Below are 17,630 nucleotides of genomic sequence, written 5' to 3' on the forward strand. Positions count from 1 at the left end.
AATGTAGAGGTTGTAAATAAAGTTACAGAAGGCAGACCGCATATTGTTGACAAAATAAAAAATAAGGAGATAAATTTTGTAATCAATACAGTTACAGGCGCACAGGCGCAGAAAGATTCTTTCTCTATACGACAGAGTTCCCTTCAGTATAAAGTACCTTTTACCACTACAATATCAGGAGCTTTTGCGGTTGTGAATGCAATCGAGATGTTTAAAAAAAAGCAAATACATATAAGAACAATCCAGGAATACCACAGAAGAAAATAAGCTCAACACGAAAGATGCATTTGAAATTAAATCTCCTAAGCCCAAATAATGCATTTTTGAGTAACAGCATATAAATTTATAAAATATGTTAAAATTATAATTTACAAAGTATTTATTCTATAAGTAGAAATATTATATTTGTGGGGGTGAATAATGTTAGGAAATAACTATTTTTTTACTTCTGAGTCTGTAACTGAGGGGCATCCGGATAAGATAGCAGATCAGATATCTGATGCAATTTTAGACGCAATAATTGCTAAAGATCAATTTGCCAGAGTAGCCTGTGAAACAATTGTTACCACTGGACTGGCGTTTGTAGCAGGTGAAATTACAACAAATTGTTATGTAGAAATCCCTGATATTGTTAGAGAAACTATAAAGGAAATTGGCTATACAAGGGCTAAATATGGCTTTGATTACGAAACATGTGCTGTTATTACGTCTATTCATGAACAGTCAACTGATATTGCTATGGGTGTTGATATCGGTGGCGCTGGTGATCAGGGTTTAATGTTTGGCTATGCCTGTAACGAGACTGATGAACTCATGCCATTGCCTATCCTGCTTGCACATAAACTTGCAATGAGATTAGCTGAAGTAAGAAAGAAAGATATACTTGGCTATCTCAGGCCTGATGGGAAAACACAGGTAACAGTGGAATATAAAGATGGTAAACCCTTTAGAGTAGATAGTATAGTAATTTCTGCTCAACATAGTCCTGAAGTTACTTTAAAAGAAATAAAAGAAGATGTTATTGAAAAAGTAATTAAACCAACATTACCCACAAATTTACTTGATGAAGAAAATATTCACTACTATGTGAATCCCACTGGCCGTTTTGTTGTTGGTGGTCCAATGGGTGATACCGGCCTGACAGGCAGAAAGATAATCGTTGATAGCTATGGCGGTGTTGGCAGTCATGGTGGTGGATGTTTTTCTGGAAAAGACCCTTCAAAAGTAGACCGATCAGGTTCATACATGGCACGATATATAGCAAAAAATATCATTGCATCTGGAATAGCTGACCGAGTCCAGGTACAGATGGCATATGCTATAGGAATACCAGAACCTGTTTCAGTTCTCGCAGAGACATTTGGAACAGGCAAAATCCCATCAGAAAAAATTGTAAAATTAATAAGGAAACTTTTTGACCTCACTCCAAAAGGTATGATAGAAACCCTTGATCTAAGAAGACCCATCTACAAGAAGACTGCTGCATATGGACATTTCGGAAGAAGTGACCCCGATTTTACATGGGAAAAGACAGACAAGGCAGATATCTTAAGAAAAGAAGCAGGACTTTAAAAAAGGGGTTATCAAAAATAAATGGAGGATTAATGATTAGACACGACATTAAGGACATCGGATTATCAAAAAAGGGCAAATTGCGTATTGAATGGGCTGCTCAGGAAATGCCTGTATTGAAAACTATAACCGAACGGTTTAATAAAGAAAAACCTTTAAAGGGGCTAAGGCTGTCGGCCTGTCTTCATGTCACAACTGAAACAGCAAATCTTATGGAGACACTTAAGGCTGGTGGAGCTGAGGTTGCTCTCTGTGCTTCCAATCCTCTTAGTACACAGGATGATGTTGCTGCTTCACTTGTTATAAATTCTAAGATTTCTGTATTTGCAATTAAGGGAGAAGATAACAAGACATATTATAAACATATCACCAATGCACTATCATTAAAACCACATATTACAATGGATGACGGAGCTGACTTAGTTTCGACTCTTCACAAAACAAGAAAAGATTTGATTAAAAATGTAATCGGCGGAACAGAAGAGACAACTACAGGGGTTATTCGACTCAAGGCAATGGCTGAAAAAGGTGTCCTTAAATATCCGATAATTGCAGTTAATGATGCATATACTAAATACCTCTTCGATAACAGATATGGAACAGGCCAGAGCACTATAGATGGAATTATGAGGTCAACCAATAGATTAATTGCAGGTTCTGTAGTTGTTGTTTCTGGATATGGCTGGTGCGGTAAAGGTATTGCCATGAGAGCAAAGGGTATGGGTGCAAAGGTAATTATTACAGAAACAAATCCTCTAAGAGGACTTGAAGCTACCATGGATGGTTTTGATGTAATGCCAATCAGAGACGCTGCAATGATAGGCGATTTCTTTATTACTGCAACAGGAGATGTTAATGTTATTTCAAAAGATTGTTTTACCTTGATGAAAGACGGAGCTGTCCTATGCAATTCAGGCCACTTTAATGTTGAGATAGATCTTGAATCATTGAAAAAAATTTCAAAAAAAAGAAGGATAATAAGGGAATTTGTTGAAGAGCATACTTTAAAAAATAATCGTAGATTATATATCCTTGGTGAAGGAAGGCTTATTAATCTTGCTGCAGCAGAAGGTCATCCTTCTGCGGTTATGGATATGAGTTTTGCAAATCAGGCATTATGTGCAGAGTATATAGCAAAAAATTATAAAAAGTTTGAAAAAAAAGTATATAGCGTTCCTGAAGAAATAGACAAAAAAATCGCTTCATTAAAACTCAAATCAATGGGAATAAAGATAGATACTCTCACAAAAGAGCAAAAAACTTATCTGGAAAGCTGGGAAATGGGAACATGATATGAAAGGGAAAGTCGTTTCAGTAAATATAAGCGATAAGAAAGGAATTCGAAAAAAACCTGTAAAAGAGGCTTTTATGAAAGCTAATTTTGGTATTGAGGGTGATACTCATGCATCTTCAAGGTGGCACAGACAGGTTAGTCTTTTGGCTCTGGAGAGTATAGAGAAGATGAAGAAACAGGGACTTAAGGTAAATCCTGGTGATTTTGCAGAAAATATCACAACCGAGGGAATCGATCTTCTTAGTCTCCCTGTTGGGACAAGAATGTCAATTGGAGATAATATAGAAGTTGAAGTGAGTCAAATAGGAAAGGTATGCCATACCCGCTGTGAAATATATAAAATGGCCGGCAATTGTATTATGCCCACTGAAGGAATTTTTGTAAGAGTCCTGAAAGGAGGGAAGATCGAAAAGGGAGATGAAATAGCGATCAGCTATCTGCCTTAAGAATTCTAAAAACTCACCAATATTGTCTTTTATCGATTTAAGGAAGTTTGCCAGTCGGGCCCTCCTGTAATTCTTGAGATTCTGCTGTAAATGAGAAATTTTTGAGAGATAAATAAACCTCTTCAAAATATCATCATTTTTCCTTATCATATATACATGATTACTGTTGCTGTTTTAACAATGAGTGATAAAGGCTCAAAGGGCGAACGTGAGGATTTAAGCGGACCACTCATTGAAGATATGCTGAAGAAAATAGGTGCGGAAGTAAAATATTATGAAATCCTGCCTGATGAAAAGGATTTAATTAAAAATAAACTTATTGAGTACAGTGAAAAAGTCGATCTCATACTTACAACAGGTGGGACTGGGCTTTCGCCAAGAGATGTAACACCTGAGGCAACCCTTGAAATCATCGACAGGGAGGTGCCGGGTATCGCAGAAGCTATGAGGGCTGAAGGGTTGAAAAAAACGAGTAGGGCTATGCTTTCAAGATCAATAGCAGGCATCAAAGGTGCGTCATTAATCATAAACCTTCCTGGAAGCCCTAAGGCAGTAAAGGAAAATCTGGGAGTTATTCTGGATGCAATACCTCATGCGATTGAAAAAATTAAGGGAGATACTTCAGAGTGTGCACGTTAATCCCTCGTAAATAAAATGGTTAAAAGCAGTTTTATATTATAAAAATGCAGGATATTTCTTACACGCTGGCCTTTATTGCCGGTTTGCTATCATTTATATCACCGTGCGTTCTACCTTTGGTTCCATCATATGTCTCTTTTATAACTGGACTTTCTTTCAAAGATCTGACAGTTACTTCTGATAAAAAAAGGATCAGATATCTGACGCTTTCAAACTCACTTGCATTTATTGCCGGTTTCTCTTTCATTTTTGTAACACTTGGAATTTCGTCATCCGTTATCGGGAGATTTTTGTTTGAATATCTGGATTTAATAAGGATAATCGGGGGAGTACTGGTAATTATCTTCGGACTTTTCATATCAGGTATTTTAAAATTGGACCTCTTAATGAAAGAGAAAAAATTTCATTTAAGCGGAAAACCTGCAGGATATATCGGCACTTTTTTCGTAGGAATGACATTTGCTGCAGGCTGGAGTCCCTGCATCGGCCCGATACTTGGCAGCATCCTTCTTTATGCAGGCTCAAAAGGATCTGCACTTTATGGGCTTAAACTGCTCTCAATATATTCTCTCGGTCTTGCCGTGCCTTTTATCCTTTCCGCACTTGCTATGAATATTTTTTTAAGCTATTCCCAAAAAATTGTAAAATACATGCGTTTCATTATGCTCATAAGCGGCATTATTCTGATTGTCTTTGGTATAATGCTCCTTACTGATCAAATAAGAATAATCGGTAGAATACTGCCTGATGTTGGAATAAAATTCTAAAATAATCCTATTGCTTCCCTAACTAATTGCATGGTCTCACGCGCAACCTTTCTTGCTTTTTTTGTTCCTTGATCCACAATATCGTTGAGAATATCTGGATTATTTAAGAGTTCATTGCGTTTTTTCCATATAGGCTCTAAAACCTTAAACATATTCTTAATGAGGATTTTTTTGCAATCAATACAACCGATACCGGCTGTTTTACAACCAATTGCCACTTGCTCTTTTTCTTCTTTTGAGGAAAAAATCTTATGTAGCTGGAAAACTGGTGAAAGTTCAGGGTTCCCGGGGTCGGTCTTTTTTACCCTTGCGGGATCAGTAACCATTGTTAAAATCTTTTGCTCAACTTCCCTGGGTGTATCTGAGAGATAAATAGCATTATCATAACTCTTTGACATCTTTCTACCATCAGTGCCTATTACTTTCGGGAACTCTGTAAGTAACGCTTCAGGTTCAGGAAAAATCTCTTTATACAGATTATTGAAACGTCTTGCAATCTCACGGCTTATTTCAAGATGCGGGACTTGATCAATGCCAACAGGTACATATTTTGCTCTATAAATTATAATATCAGCTGTCTGAAGGAGTGGATAGCCAAGAAATCCATACGTAGATAAATCTTTCTCTTTGAGTTCAGATTGTTTCTCTTTATATGTTGGAACCCGCTCAAGCCAACCAAGAGGAGTTATCATTGAAAGTAATAGATGTAATTCTGCATGCTCAATAACCTTTGATTGAATGAATATTGTACATTTTTCGGGATCAAGACCAGCTGCTAAAAAGTTTATTAAGATGTCAATTGTATAATCTTTTATTGATGATGTTTCTGCATATCCTGTTGTGAGGCTATGCCAATCAGCGACAAAGTAAAAACAATCGTATTTGTCCTGGAGATTAACCCAGTTCTGTAAAGCTCCAACAAGATTTCCGATATGAAGCTTTCCACTCGACTGCATACCACTCAAAACTCTATCTTTATTCATAATATCACCTCATAAAAACTTAACACTCTAAAACATTTGAAGGATGGTTAAAAAAAAATTTACGAGTGGGATGACAAAATAATGTGCAATCCCTGTTATTATTAGAAATAGTACTATTAAAAATCCGAAAGGCTCTATCCTGCTGAAAGATACTGCCTGCTTGTAAGGCAATATCCCTGTTAAAACCCGCCCACCATCAAGAGGGGGGATTGGAATCATATTAAATGCTGCAAGCACAACATTTACAACTACACTTGATTCGAGTATCATTTTCAAAGGAATTAATATTGTTGATATCACAGATGATGGCATGAATATAGATAAAGGAACGACAATTAATTTGAGAATAAGTATGCTAATAACTGAGAGTAATATGTTAGTTATCGGTCCTGCAGCAGCTGATATTGCCATATCTCGTTTAGGATTTTTGAAATTCATGGGATTTATAGGGACTGGTTTTGCATAGCCAAAGACAAATTGGCCATTAGTAAAAATTATTAACATAAGCGGCATTAATATAGTACCAATTGGATCAATATGAGCGATAGGATTCAATGTAAGCCGACCCATCATCCTGGCTGTCGGGTCTCCCAATTTATTCGCCACAAATCCATGAGAGACTTCATGGAAGGTAATTGCTATCAAAATAGGGAATGCCGAAATAATTACCTGCTGTGCAGTACTTGAAAAATCCAATGATTTTTAGCCTTTCTATCCATTGTATTTACTTGTAAAAATAGGATAAGACCGTGGAAAAATTATATTTCAATACTAAAAACTATACTGTGTATGAAAAACTATTGTCAAGGTGGTTAAAAGAAAGTTATAATGTTTATTAAAGATGACTGCAGTAGTCATAATTCCCGCCCGTTATGATTCGACCCGTTTTCCGGGAAAGCTATTGTATCCCCTTAAAGGCAAACCCATAATTCAATATGTTTATGAAAACTCAAAGCAATCTGATCTCGCACAAGATGTTATTATTGCAACTGACAGCAGAACGATTTTAAATGAAGTTAATGCTTTTGGTGGCAAAGCTGTTATGACTGATATAAAGCATCCTTCTGGTACTGATAGAATAGCAGAGGTTGCAGCTTCATTGAATTATGATATAATTGTCAACGTGCAAGCAGATGAACCCCTAATACGTCCTGAAATGATTGATGAAGTAATTACTCTCCTGGAAGATTCAAGAGCCTCAATCGGAACATTAGCGAATAAAATTGATAATTGGGAAGAGATTTTAGATCCAAATACAGTAAAGGTTATTTTTGATAAAGATTGGTTTGCAATATATTTTTCGAGGGCTCCGATACCATATCACAGAGATGAATGGAGAAACTTGTCAGAAATTCAAAATTCAAAATTTAAAATTCAAAAAATTTATAAACATATAGGCATCTACAGTTACAGGAAAGATATACTCCTTTCACTCACAAAAATGAAGCAAACACCTCTGGAAAAGATTGAAAAACTAGAACAATTACGTGCAATCGAAACCGGGTTGAAGATCAAAATAAAAGAGACAATCTTTAAAACTCATGGGGTTGATACCCCTGAAGACTTGGAAAGGGTGGAAAAATGTCTAAATACATCTTTGTAACAGGTGGAGTCGTTTCAGCTCTTGGTAAAGGTATAGCTGCTGCTGCTACGGGTGCTCTGCTTGAGGCACGGGGTTTGAAAGTTACACTGCAAAAACTTGACCCATATATCAATGTTGATCCAGGGACTCTCAGCCCCTTTCAGCACGGCGAAGTTTATGTAACTGACGATGGGATAGAAACAGATCTTGACCTTGGCCATTATGAAAGATTTACTTCGATAAGGACATCAAAAGCAAATAATTATACAACAGGAAAGATTTACTACAATGTAATAATAAAGGAACGACAGGGGGAATATTTAGGTGAGACTGTCCAGGTAGTCCCTCATATTACTGATGAGATAAAAAGGGCAATAAAATCTGTTAGTAATGACTATGATGTCGTTATTGTTGAAATCGGAGGAACCATCGGGGACATAGAAAGCCTTCCTTTTCTTGAAGCAATAAGACAAATCAGATATGACGTTGGTAGGGAGAATGTACTTTACATGCATCTTACTCTCATTCCATATGTAAAAACAGCAGGGGAGCTTAAGACAAAACCCACACAACACAGTGTGAAAGAGTTCAGGGAGATAGGTATTCAACCAGATATTCTGTTATGCCGAACTGAGGTTCCTTTGCCTCCAGAAACAAAAAAGAAAATAGCAATACATTGTAATCTCGATATAGATGCAGTTATAGCCGCAATAGATGTAGAAACGATTTATGAAGTGCCGCTAATGTTACATAATGAAGGTCTTGATCAACTTATAGATAAAAAACTCAGATTGAATACAAAAGAATCGGAGCTAACAATCTGGAAAGATATAGTTAGAAAAATAAAAGAACCTAAGAATGAGGTCAACATTGCTATTGTTGGCAAGTATACGGGTCTGAAAGATTCCTACAAAAGCCTTTATGAAGCACTTATTCACGGGGGCATCGCTAATGATACACGTGTGAATCTGAACTGGGTGGATTCAGAAGAGATTGAAATCCATGATCCTGATAGATTTTTAACTGATGCTGACGGGGTTCTTGTGCCAGGCGGATTTGGATATAGAGGAATTGAAGGCAAGGTAAAGGCTATCCGGTATGCACGTGAAAAAAAGATTCCATATTTCGGAATATGTCTTGGGATGCAGTGCGCTGTAATAGAATTTGCAAGAAATATATGCGGTTTGTCAGCAAATAGTACAGAATTTAATTTTAATACAAAAGATCCTGTTATATATCTCATGGAGAGATGGTATAACTTCAGAAAGGGAAGCCTTGAAGAGCGTTCAGAAGAATCAAATAAAGGTGGTACCATGAGACTAGGAGCTTATCCATGTATTCTAAAAGAAAATTCTAATGCCTTCAGGGCGTATGGCATAAAGGAAATTTCAGAACGGCACAGACACAGATATGAATTCAATAACACATACAGGGATATATTAACAAGTCATGGTTTAAAAATTAGTGGTTTAAGCCCTGATGGAGAATTAGTAGAAATTATAGAAATAGAAGATCATCCCTGGTTTCTTGGATGTCAGTTTCATCCTGAATTCAAATCAAGGCCAACAGACCCTCATCCCTTATTCAGGGCCTTTATTGAAGCATCTCTTAGAGAAAAAAGGTCTTTATTCCCTTATATGGAGATAAGTACCGAAGAAAAAGGCAGAGGCATATGATAGCAATGAATCTTATTAATAAATATGACTAAGGAAATAAAAATCGCAAATGCAAAGATTGGAGGGGATAACCCCATTTTCATCATTGCGGGCCCTTGTTCAATTGAAAGTGAAGAGATTGTATTTTATTCTGCTGGTAAATTAAAGAAAATATGTAGTTCGCTTAATCTTTTTCTTTTATTCAAAAGTTCATACGATAAAGCAAATCGGACTTCTATATCTTCTTTCAGGGGGCCTGGTTTACAAAAGGGGCTTGAAATTCTCTCACGTGTAAAAAGCAAATATAATATTCCCATCCTTTCAGATGTTCATTCGGTGGAAGAAATAAAACAGGCATCAGAAGTTCTCGATGTCATCCAGATTCCAGCTTTTCTATGTAGACAGACTGACTTGATTCTTGCAGCCGCTAATACAGGTAAACCAGTAAATATAAAAAAGGGTCAATTTATTGCTCCGTGGGATGTAAAAAATATCATTAAAAAATTTACTTCAACAGGTAATCATAAGCTCTTCATTACTGAAAGAGGAACTTCTTTCGGATATAACAATCTCGTTGTTGATTTCAGGTCTTTTCCAATAATGCGATCATTTGGTTATCCTGTAATCTTTGATGTTACACACAGTCTTCAATTACCAGGGGGAATGGGAAAAAGTTCAGGCGGTCAGAGAGAGTTTGCAGAACATCTTGCAAGAGCAGCGGTGGCAGCGGGTGTTGATGGGCTTTTTATAGAAGTCCATCCAGATCCAGATAAAGCTCTGTGCGATGGCCCAAATATGATCAGATTAGATAAAGTAAAAAAGATACTTACTATTGTTAAAACAATAGATGGATTAATAAAAAATAAAAGGTAATGCAAGTGATTTTAATTGTTCCAGAAAAGATTGGAGAAGAAAATTTTTATGGTTAATATTCTCGACATTGCTAAAAGAGTCTTGAAAATAGAGGCGGAAGCTATCTTTTCATTAATAGAAAAAATGAACAATAATTTTGAAAAGGCGGTTGAAATAATTTACAGTAGCAAAGGAAGGGTTGTGGTTACCGGCATGGGGAAATCAGGAATTGTTGGTAAAAAGATTGCAGCTACTCTTGCTTCAACTGGAACACCTGCCTTCTTCCTCCATCCTGCAGAAGCAAGTCACGGAGACCTCGGAATGGTTACATCCAATGATGTGATTATCGCTATTTCAAATAGTGGTGAGACAGAGGAGATACTCGGATTAATCCCCTTTCTGAAAAGATTCAATATCACTATTATCTCAATAACAGGAAGTATGGATTCATCACTTTCCAAGGCTTCTGATGTAGTATTGAATATTTCTGTCAAAGAAGAAGCTTGTCCATTTGGTGTTGTTCCAACTGCTTCGACAACTGCAACAATGGCTATGGGAGATGCACTCGCAATTGCTCTACTTTCAAAAAGAGGCTTTAAAGAAGAAGATTTTGCATTTTTTCACCCAAAAGGAAGCATCGGCAAGAAATTCTTCGTTAAAGTTAAAGATCTAATGCATTCAGGTAATAACTTGCCTCTGGTATACACAGATACTCTTACATCAAAGGCGTTAATAGAGATGTCTGCTAAAAGATTAGGACATGCAATTGTAATTGATAGGGAAGGCTGTTTACGGGGTGTGATAACAGATGGGGATATTCGTAGAGGACTTGAAAAGCATGGAGGAAAGTTATTCGAGATGCTGGCAGGTGAAGTAATGACAAAAAATCCAAAAACCATACCAGAAGAAGAGTTGGCAGCCAAAGCATTATCTATTATGGAAAGTTATTCAATAACAGCCCTTATCGTTCCTGATAAAGAAGGGAAACCCGTAGGAATTATTCATCTTCATGACATACTGAAACAGGGAATAGTTTAACTCCAATCAGACTGATACAGCCCATTTTAGTCTTGTAATCAGGCGTTCAAATTCCATCCCATAACGTTCTTCATGTTCTGATAGAAATTCTGAAAGTCTTGCCTGTACTGCTTCATCAACAGAAACTGCAGCTTGAAGAACCGTTCTCCCATCTGGCATTCTTACAGGCTTGAGACGCAACTGCGGATTTCTCTCAATCGCTTCTCTCATCTCTTTCTCAGCCCTTTCTTTGCCATCCCGATATTCACTTCTTATCAATTCTATCGCCTTAATCATATCCTCAATCATAGAAATATTCTTGGAGTTTTTTAAGGTTTCAATAGCAAGTATCCCGTCTTTTCGTTTCTGGAATTCTTCAGGAATGTCTCCAAGTCCTATTGCATCTATCAAACTGATCTGCGCCTCTATTAGGAGAGATAAATTATAGCCTTTCAACTTCTGCCACAATCCATCACGGTCAAGTTGGCCTTTATAAAATTCTGCAAGTACAGATTTCACTTTCTCTTTGTTTTCTAAATTTTCCTTTTCTTCAGCAGTAAGCTTCCCGATCTCTTCTGCTTTTTCCATAGCCTTCTCAAAAGCACTTTTAATTTTACCCATAAGAACTCCTTCCTTCTTTTATAAATCTCGTTAAAACTATTTTACAAATATTAATATATCTAAAGCTACCTCTATCATATAAAACTCAAATCCAGCGATAACCAGAATAAAGACTTATCTATTCGGTTATTGCGAGCATCAAGAGGGAACGTGGCAATCTCACTATAAAAAAAAGATTACTTCGTTTCACTCGCCATGACGATTTTTATCGCTGAATTTGGGGAAAAGTTATGTTGATCAGAAAAATATAGCCCCGAAAAATTGTCCTTTCAGGATTCAAAAGTTAGGGTGTTGGATGATTAAATTAAGGACTTATATTTGAAAGAAAAGGTATATTATGATAAATTTCATGATTGGGTATTAAAAATTAATTGATATGTAAAAATTTTTAAGGGGTTATGGTGAAATGAAAATTTATGACAACAACTCAAAATATATCGTTAAGATTGCAAGAAATTTAAAAATTCTTCTCATAATAGTAGCTCATTTAACCATGACTTTACTTCGCAACTCAGAGGCTGAGTTATTAACATTGAAGGACTGTATACAACTTGCAGCAAAGAATAGCAGAATTTTAAAGATCATCCAGCATGAAGAGGCAATTGCAGAAAATGATACTTTTTTTGCACGGTCAAAGATGCTGCCTGATGTGAATGCAAATTTATCATATACGTCACTCGCTCACCAGCCTGCTGCTATATTTGGGATTCAAACTGTTCCGTTATCCGAAAAAAATTATTTTTCATACAGTCTAAGCATCCAGCAGATACTTTATGACTTCAGAGAAAATGCTGCCCGGTATGGAGCGAGCAAAGCAATCCTGAATACAAAGAAACTCGATACTGAACGGGTCAGAAATATTGTACTTCTTGATGTTATCATTCTTTACTTTGATCTTCTTGAAGCAGAGAAGTTACTTTCGGTAGCACAAAAAGAGGTTGATAGATTTGAGACTCACCTCATTGACGCAAGGAATCTTTACGAAGCAGGCGTTATAACCAAGAATGATCTTTTACAGGCAGAAGTGAAAATATCTGATGCAAAACAGAAATTGCTCTCTGCAAAAAATTACAGAGAATTAATAGTTTCACGTTTGAACAATGCGATTTTAAGACCCCTGACCGCTGAAATAGAGGTAACCGATAACTATGGGGTTACGTCAGATACACTCGAAATTGATACAGAGTTCGCATGGGGAAAGGCAGAAAAAAATCGACTTGAGTTAGCAATTATTGATGAAACTCTTAAATCACTTGATTTTGAGCAAAAAGCGAAAAGGTCTGAATACTTCCCTCATTTTTTTGCAAGAGGAGGATATGATTATACAGAAAATCGTTATCAAGTTCATGAGGGAAATTGGTCTTTACTTTTAGGAATGGGCATTAATTTATTTCAAGGAGGCAGCACCAGAGCAGAACTCTTGAAGATAGAAAATCAGAAGCTAAAACTAAAAGAACAGAGAAATAAGCTAATTGATGAGATAAGGCTTGAGGTAAAAAAGTATCTCCTTGATATAAGAAACGCAAAAGAACGTGTAACAGTCACAAAAGATTCAGTCCTACAGGCAGAGGAGAATCTTAGAATAAATAAATTGAAATATGAAGAGGGTATAGGAACTGCAACAGATGTAGTTGATGCAGTAACTCTTCTCACCATAGCAGAAACAAACTACTACAGGGCACTGTATGATATGAGAAGAGCTGAAGCATCTCTCTTATATTCGATGGGAATCAATTTGCTGGAGGTATATCAATAAATGGAAGAAAAAAATCAGAATATAAACAACCAAAAAAGAAAAAGGGTCGCCTTAATAATATTTGCGGTTATAGGCATAATCTCAATAATTGCCGCTTTTATATATATTCAATATAAAAAGACTCATATCTCAACAGACGATGCGTTTGTCGATGGTAGCATCCATACCATTGCTTCAAAGGTCCCGGGAACTGTAAAAAATATATATGTAACGTCTAATCAATTCGTAAGAATGGGAGAACTTCTTCTCGAACTTGATCAATCTGATTATGAAGTCAAATTGAACGAAGCATTATCAGGTGTAAATGCAGAAAAAGCAAAACTTGCAGAAATTGATGCCAGAATTGAAGTGGCAAAGTCCTATCTTTCAGAAATAACAGCAAACATTGAAGTTGCGAAAGCAAATCTCGAAGCAAAAGAAGCACAACTGAAACAGGCAGAATTTGATAAGCAAAGAGGAGAAAATCTTTACCGTAAAGAAGGAATTTCAAAAGAACGCTATGAAAAAATATCAACTTTGTATGCTGTTGCATTGGCAGAGGTTAAGTCTGCTCGAGAACAGCTTAAACAGGCAGAAAATACTTTAAAGACTCAAAGATCGGTTGTGCGACAAACTGAAATTTTAAAGACTGCTCAAATATCTTTAATTAAGGAAAAAGAAGCTAAGCTGAAAGCAGCAGAACTTAATTATTCTTACTCTAAAATCTATTCTCCAGCAGATGGATATGTAACAAAAAAATCGGTTGAGCTGGGAAATCAGATAAAGGCAGGTCAGCCGTTAATGGCAATCGTTCCACTTGATGAATTATACGTAACTGCAAATTATAAAGAAACTCAACTTGGGAAAGTAAAACCAGGCCAAAAGGTAAAGATAAAAATAGATACATATCCAGGAAAAGTATTCTGGGGTAAGGTAGATAGCATCATGGCAGGAACAGGTGCAGTTTTCTCGTTATTCCCACCAGAAAATGCTACTGGCAATTACGTGAAGATAGTGCAGAGAATACCTGTGAAGATAGTTTTTGATAAAGATACAGACAAAGAACATATTTTGAGAATAGGCATGTCAGTTATTCCTACAATTTTTATTGAAGATTGATAATCTAAATGAATAAATGGCTTGTTGCTCTCACTGTAATGCTTCCGACTCTTATCGAGATTATTGATACATCTGTTGTCAATGTCTCGCTTGATCATATTCGAGGAAGCCTTTCTGCCGGTATTGATGAGTCTACATGGACAATAACTTCATATCTCGTCTCAAATGCCATCATTATCCCGATGACGGGTTGGCTCAGTAGACTTTTTGGAAGAAAACAGTATCTAATATTTTCAATATCACTATTTACTCTTAGCTCTTTTCTCTGTGGTTCTGCATGGAGTCTCCAGAGCCTTGTTTTATTCCGGGTATTACAGGGAATTGGAGGAGGGGCTCTTCAGCCAATTTCACAATCGATTCTTCTTGAAACTTTCCCGAGGCATCAACATGGAATGGCAATGGCAATATTTGGTATCGGCATAATGTTTGGACCAATTATCGGACCACTACTTGGAGGGTGGATAACCGATAATTGGTCCTGGCACTGGATATTTTATATCAACGTCCCAATCGGTATTATATCGATAATTCTTACGATGCTCTTCATTGTTGATCCAGCTTATATGAAAAGAGTGAAGCTGAAGATTGACTATTGGGGACTTATGTTACTTGCACTTGGACTCGGTTGTCTTCAGATAGTTCTCGATAAAGGTCAGCAGGAAAACTGGTTTGAATCAAATTTTATAGTAGGCTTAAGTATAATTTCTGCAGCTTCACTGATCCTTTTTGTTTTTGTAGAATTATACGCAGAATATCCAGTTGTAAATCTTAAGGCATTCAGAAAAATTTCTTTCAGCATAGGAAATCTTATCATGTTCATGGGCTTCTTTAATCTATTTGCAAGTATTGTGCTCCTCCCTATTTATTTACAGTCGCTTATGGGGTATACCTCATTTCTTGCTGGATTTGTTCTCGGTCCGGGAGGGCTCGCAACACTTATTGCATTACCTATCGCAGGTTTTCTTGTTAATAAGGTAAATCCAAAATTTTTTCTTGCCTTTGGAATCATTGTAAATGCCTTTGCAACTCATCTGATGTCTGAATTTAACCTTTACGCTAATTTCTGGACAGTCATATGGCCTCGGATTGTTTTAGGAATCGGCATGGGATTTTTCTTTATCCCTCTTACAACATTAACAATGTCAGGGATTAAAAAAGAGGATATGGGGAATGCTACAGGAATATATAATCTCATCAGGAATCTCGGAGGTAGCTTTGGCGTTGCTTTTGTTACAACTATGCTCTCAAGGCGTGCACAGTATCACCAAACACATCTTGTTGAACACTTAACACCGTTTGACAACTCTTATCATATCTTTTCTGAACAAAGTGCACAGCAACTTCAAAATATGGGATTTGAAAGTACCCTTTCTGAGCATGGTGGACTTGCTTTAATTTATAAAGAACTACTGAGACAGGCATCAATGATGTCATTCAATGATGCATTTTATATTGTCAGTATGATAATGATAAGCGTTCTTCCACTTGTCTTCTTTATGAAAAAAGAAAAAGGTGAAACTTCCAGAGTAATGCATTAGCTTTTATTTTTTCAGCACTTCATAGATTTCTTTTACAAGCTTAAGCTGGGATTCCTCATCGAGTTGCATTCCACTCTCCAAAAAACTGATATACTGATGGATTTCAGAATCTCCCTTCCTCAGCCATTCAATTTTTTCATTCTGTTCCCTGATCTCTATATCAAATTTTTCCAGAGATAAATCTAAATCGAATCTTTTATTCAGGAAAGAGAGAGCCAATTTTATTGATGAAGGATCCTCATTGGCTGCAAGATAAAATGGTATTTCTACCCAGATACTTATCCCTGGAATTCCTCTCTTTTGTGCTATCCATAACAGATAACTGTTAATGGCAGGTGGTCCTTCCCATGTCATTTCCTCAAGCCCATAATCTTGAAGACTTTCTTTAATCTCAGGTTTGTTGAAAACCATAAAAATTCTTCGGGGAGCAGTATGAGCAGACAAAGAAATCATTCCGCTAATTGTATATATTTGTTGTATTTTGCAATAATCTTCAGCTATATCTAATAAAGCGCTTAAAAATCTATAGTGTTCATAGTCTGGTTGATCTGATAAAAAGATCAGTAAATCTTTTCTTGCTGTATAGAAAAAAGTACTTTCAGGGAATCGAGCAACATCATCTTCTACAGCTACTCCAGCAAAAGAAAAAAAATTAGCAGGTTCTATCCTGCAAAACTGTCGGCTGTCAAGTCTTTCTTGTAAAAAATTAATCACCTTCTGTGCGGTCATGGCTGTATCATTACGCCATCCAACAATAAGGTATGTTTCTTTAAATTCAGGAAAGCTGTCGAATTTAAAAGGACCTTTCATCCCCCATCTCTCCCTTTTTTAAAAATTCTGAGATCTCCTCCCATAATCTTTTTCTGTTCTCTTCTGTCAAAGGTTGTATTTCAGTCTGTTTGTGGTAACTGATCTCTTTCAATCTTTCCAGTTGTTCTTTTACCTCTGGAGGAAGCTGGCTGTAAAAGTCTTCAATCTTTTTTTCAGCCCTTCTAACACGCTCATCAAATTCAGGGAAATCAATTTCTATATTGAGTATTTCACCAAAAACTTCAAGAACAGATTTTGAAGCTTTTGGATAAGATATTGTTAATCCCTGAAGGTAAATAGGTATTTCTCCCATCAGGCAAATACCTTCAAAACCCCTTTGTTTTGCAACTCCTAATAAAAGTCCGTTCAGTCCAGAAATAAAACCCTGTCCACCTCTACCCTCGATTTCTGACATTAACAGGGTTTTGGAATATTTTTTTATCTCGTCTTTCAATCTTTCTGTATTGGGCACAGCCCAGACCCTTGACCTCATGCTATGGTGTATCAAAGCTACTGCTGCCCCAGAAGTATAAACTCTTTTACAGCCAAACTCTTCAGCTACATCAAGGACAAGATTGGCCATTCTATAAGCCTCTTCACCTTCAGAATATGAAGATGTACCCTGTTTCTTTGGCTGTTCTTCACCGATAAAAAATATTAAACTATTTTCTCCGGAACTATGGTAATAAAATTTGTTAACTGGGAATATCAAATCTTCTAAAAGCCCGGCTTTTATTTTAACTTTTCTTGGATAGAAAAATTCCCAGCTTTCTATCTCAGCAAATAATTCTGCCTTTAGCATTCCTCTTAACGTATCAACAGCTATGAGACCGATGTTGCCAATTCCAGGCCAACCAACGATAATGTCAGCATTAAATAGGTTTGGTTTTTTATAATAAATTATTCCCATATTATTATAGCTTTATTCTATTTATAGTTTAACAAACAGCATAAAATTATGTTGATTTAATACAAAATATAAATGTCACTACCAAAGTAG

Annotated in this window: 18 protein-coding genes; 13 read left to right on the forward strand and 5 right to left on the reverse strand. The window is 36.4% G+C overall.

The features are described from left to right. From HXY53_01860 to HXY53_01885, 6 genes are all read left to right on the forward strand, one after another. The coding region (locus tag HXY53_01860) for a hypothetical protein (GenBank protein ID NWF75317.1) at window positions 1–267 on the forward strand (267 nt) is incomplete at its 5' end. Window positions 268–420: 153 nt separating this feature from the next. Beyond that, window positions 421–1,572, forward strand: coding sequence for a methionine adenosyltransferase (locus HXY53_01865; GenBank protein ID NWF75318.1), 1,152 nt, complete (start codon window positions 421–423; stop codon window positions 1,570–1,572). Between the two features lie 32 nt (window positions 1,573–1,604). Beyond that, window positions 1,605–2,864, forward strand: a complete 1,260-nt coding sequence (locus HXY53_01870; GenBank protein NWF75319.1) for an adenosylhomocysteinase — start codon at window positions 1,605–1,607, stop codon at window positions 2,862–2,864. A 1-nt stretch (window position 2,865) separates the two neighbouring features. Continuing rightward, a complete protein-coding gene (locus HXY53_01875) occupies window positions 2,866–3,312 on the forward strand; it encodes an MOSC domain-containing protein (GenBank protein ID NWF75320.1) in 447 nt (148 codons plus the stop codon). 156 nt (window positions 3,313–3,468) lie between these two features. Continuing rightward, a complete protein-coding gene (locus HXY53_01880; protein NWF75321.1) occupies window positions 3,469–3,951 on the forward strand; it encodes a MogA/MoaB family molybdenum cofactor biosynthesis protein in 483 nt (160 codons plus the stop codon). A 44-nt stretch (window positions 3,952–3,995) separates the two neighbouring features. Continuing rightward, window positions 3,996–4,718 carry a cytochrome c biogenesis protein CcdA gene (locus tag HXY53_01885; GenBank protein ID NWF75322.1) on the forward strand — a complete coding sequence of 241 codons (723 nt, stop codon included), beginning with the start codon at window positions 3,996–3,998 and terminating at the stop codon, window positions 4,716–4,718. On the opposite strand, the gene trpS is transcribed toward HXY53_01885, so the two are convergent. Beyond that, complete coding sequence (gene trpS, locus HXY53_01890; GenBank protein ID NWF75323.1) at window positions 4,715–5,701, reverse strand: tryptophan--tRNA ligase; 987 nt, start codon at window positions 5,699–5,701, stop codon at window positions 4,715–4,717. The two genes, HXY53_01885 and trpS, sit on opposite strands and share 4 nt — an antisense overlap. 27 nt (window positions 5,702–5,728) lie before the next feature. Further along, window positions 5,729–6,397 (reverse strand): site-2 protease family protein, encoded by a 669-nt coding sequence (locus tag HXY53_01895; protein NWF75324.1) that lies wholly within the window; start codon window positions 6,395–6,397, stop codon window positions 5,729–5,731. A gap of 145 nt (window positions 6,398–6,542) precedes the next feature. Here HXY53_01895 and kdsB point away from each other — a divergent pair, with 145 nt between their 5' ends. Genes kdsB through HXY53_01915 form a run of 4 tightly spaced genes read left to right on the forward strand, consistent with a single transcriptional unit; the run spans window position 6,543 to window position 10,828 of the window. Continuing rightward, the gene (gene kdsB, locus HXY53_01900) at window positions 6,543–7,304 is read left to right on the forward strand and encodes a 3-deoxy-manno-octulosonate cytidylyltransferase (protein ID NWF75325.1); all 762 of its coding nucleotides are present in this window, start codon (window positions 6,543–6,545) and stop codon (window positions 7,302–7,304) included. Further along, window positions 7,283–8,959, forward strand: a complete 1,677-nt coding sequence (locus tag HXY53_01905; GenBank protein ID NWF75326.1) for a CTP synthase — start codon at window positions 7,283–7,285, stop codon at window positions 8,957–8,959. Before kdsB ends, HXY53_01905 begins: the two co-directional genes overlap by 22 nt. Before the next feature lie 24 nt (window positions 8,960–8,983). Continuing rightward, window positions 8,984–9,811: a 3-deoxy-8-phosphooctulonate synthase gene (gene kdsA, locus HXY53_01910; protein NWF75327.1), complete on the forward strand. Its 828-nt coding sequence runs from the start codon at window positions 8,984–8,986 to the stop codon at window positions 9,809–9,811. A 48-nt stretch (window positions 9,812–9,859) separates the two neighbouring features. Beyond that, window positions 9,860–10,828 (forward strand): KpsF/GutQ family sugar-phosphate isomerase, encoded by a 969-nt coding sequence (locus HXY53_01915; protein ID NWF75328.1) that lies wholly within the window; start codon window positions 9,860–9,862, stop codon window positions 10,826–10,828. A gap of 6 nt (window positions 10,829–10,834) precedes the next feature. On the opposite strand, the gene HXY53_01920 is transcribed toward HXY53_01915, so the two are convergent. Continuing rightward, the gene (locus HXY53_01920; protein NWF75329.1) at window positions 10,835–11,428 is read right to left on the reverse strand and encodes a hypothetical protein; all 594 of its coding nucleotides are present in this window, start codon (window positions 11,426–11,428) and stop codon (window positions 10,835–10,837) included. A 406-nt stretch (window positions 11,429–11,834) separates the two neighbouring features. On the opposite strand from HXY53_01920, the gene HXY53_01925 reads away from it, so the two are divergent. Genes HXY53_01925 through HXY53_01935 form a run of 3 tightly spaced genes read left to right on the forward strand, consistent with a single transcriptional unit; the run spans window position 11,835 to window position 15,820 of the window. Next, the gene (locus HXY53_01925; protein ID NWF75330.1) at window positions 11,835–13,184 is read left to right on the forward strand and encodes a TolC family protein; all 1,350 of its coding nucleotides are present in this window, start codon (window positions 11,835–11,837) and stop codon (window positions 13,182–13,184) included. Next, entirely contained in the window at window positions 13,185–14,282 is a 1,098-nt protein-coding gene (locus HXY53_01930; protein ID NWF75331.1) for an HlyD family secretion protein, read from the forward strand. An 8-nt stretch (window positions 14,283–14,290) separates the two neighbouring features. Then, window positions 14,291–15,820, forward strand: a complete 1,530-nt coding sequence (locus HXY53_01935) for a DHA2 family efflux MFS transporter permease subunit (GenBank protein ID NWF75332.1) — start codon at window positions 14,291–14,293, stop codon at window positions 15,818–15,820. A 3-nt stretch (window positions 15,821–15,823) separates the two neighbouring features. Here the strand turns inward: HXY53_01935 and HXY53_01940 are convergent, their stop codons facing one another. Together HXY53_01940 and HXY53_01945 are read right to left on the reverse strand one after the other, a co-directional pair. After that, the gene (locus tag HXY53_01940) at window positions 15,824–16,630 is read right to left on the reverse strand and encodes a PAC2 family protein (protein NWF75333.1); all 807 of its coding nucleotides are present in this window, start codon (window positions 16,628–16,630) and stop codon (window positions 15,824–15,826) included. Next, window positions 16,614–17,540, reverse strand: coding sequence for a PAC2 family protein (locus HXY53_01945; GenBank protein NWF75334.1), 927 nt, complete (start codon window positions 17,538–17,540; stop codon window positions 16,614–16,616). Before HXY53_01945 ends, HXY53_01940 begins: the two co-directional genes overlap by 17 nt. Between the last annotated feature and the right edge of the window lie 90 nt (window positions 17,541–17,630).

The organism is Nitrospirota bacterium (assembly GCA_013388455.1).
Taxonomy (GTDB): Bacteria; Nitrospirota; Thermodesulfovibrionia; order Thermodesulfovibrionales; family SM23-35; genus JACAFF01.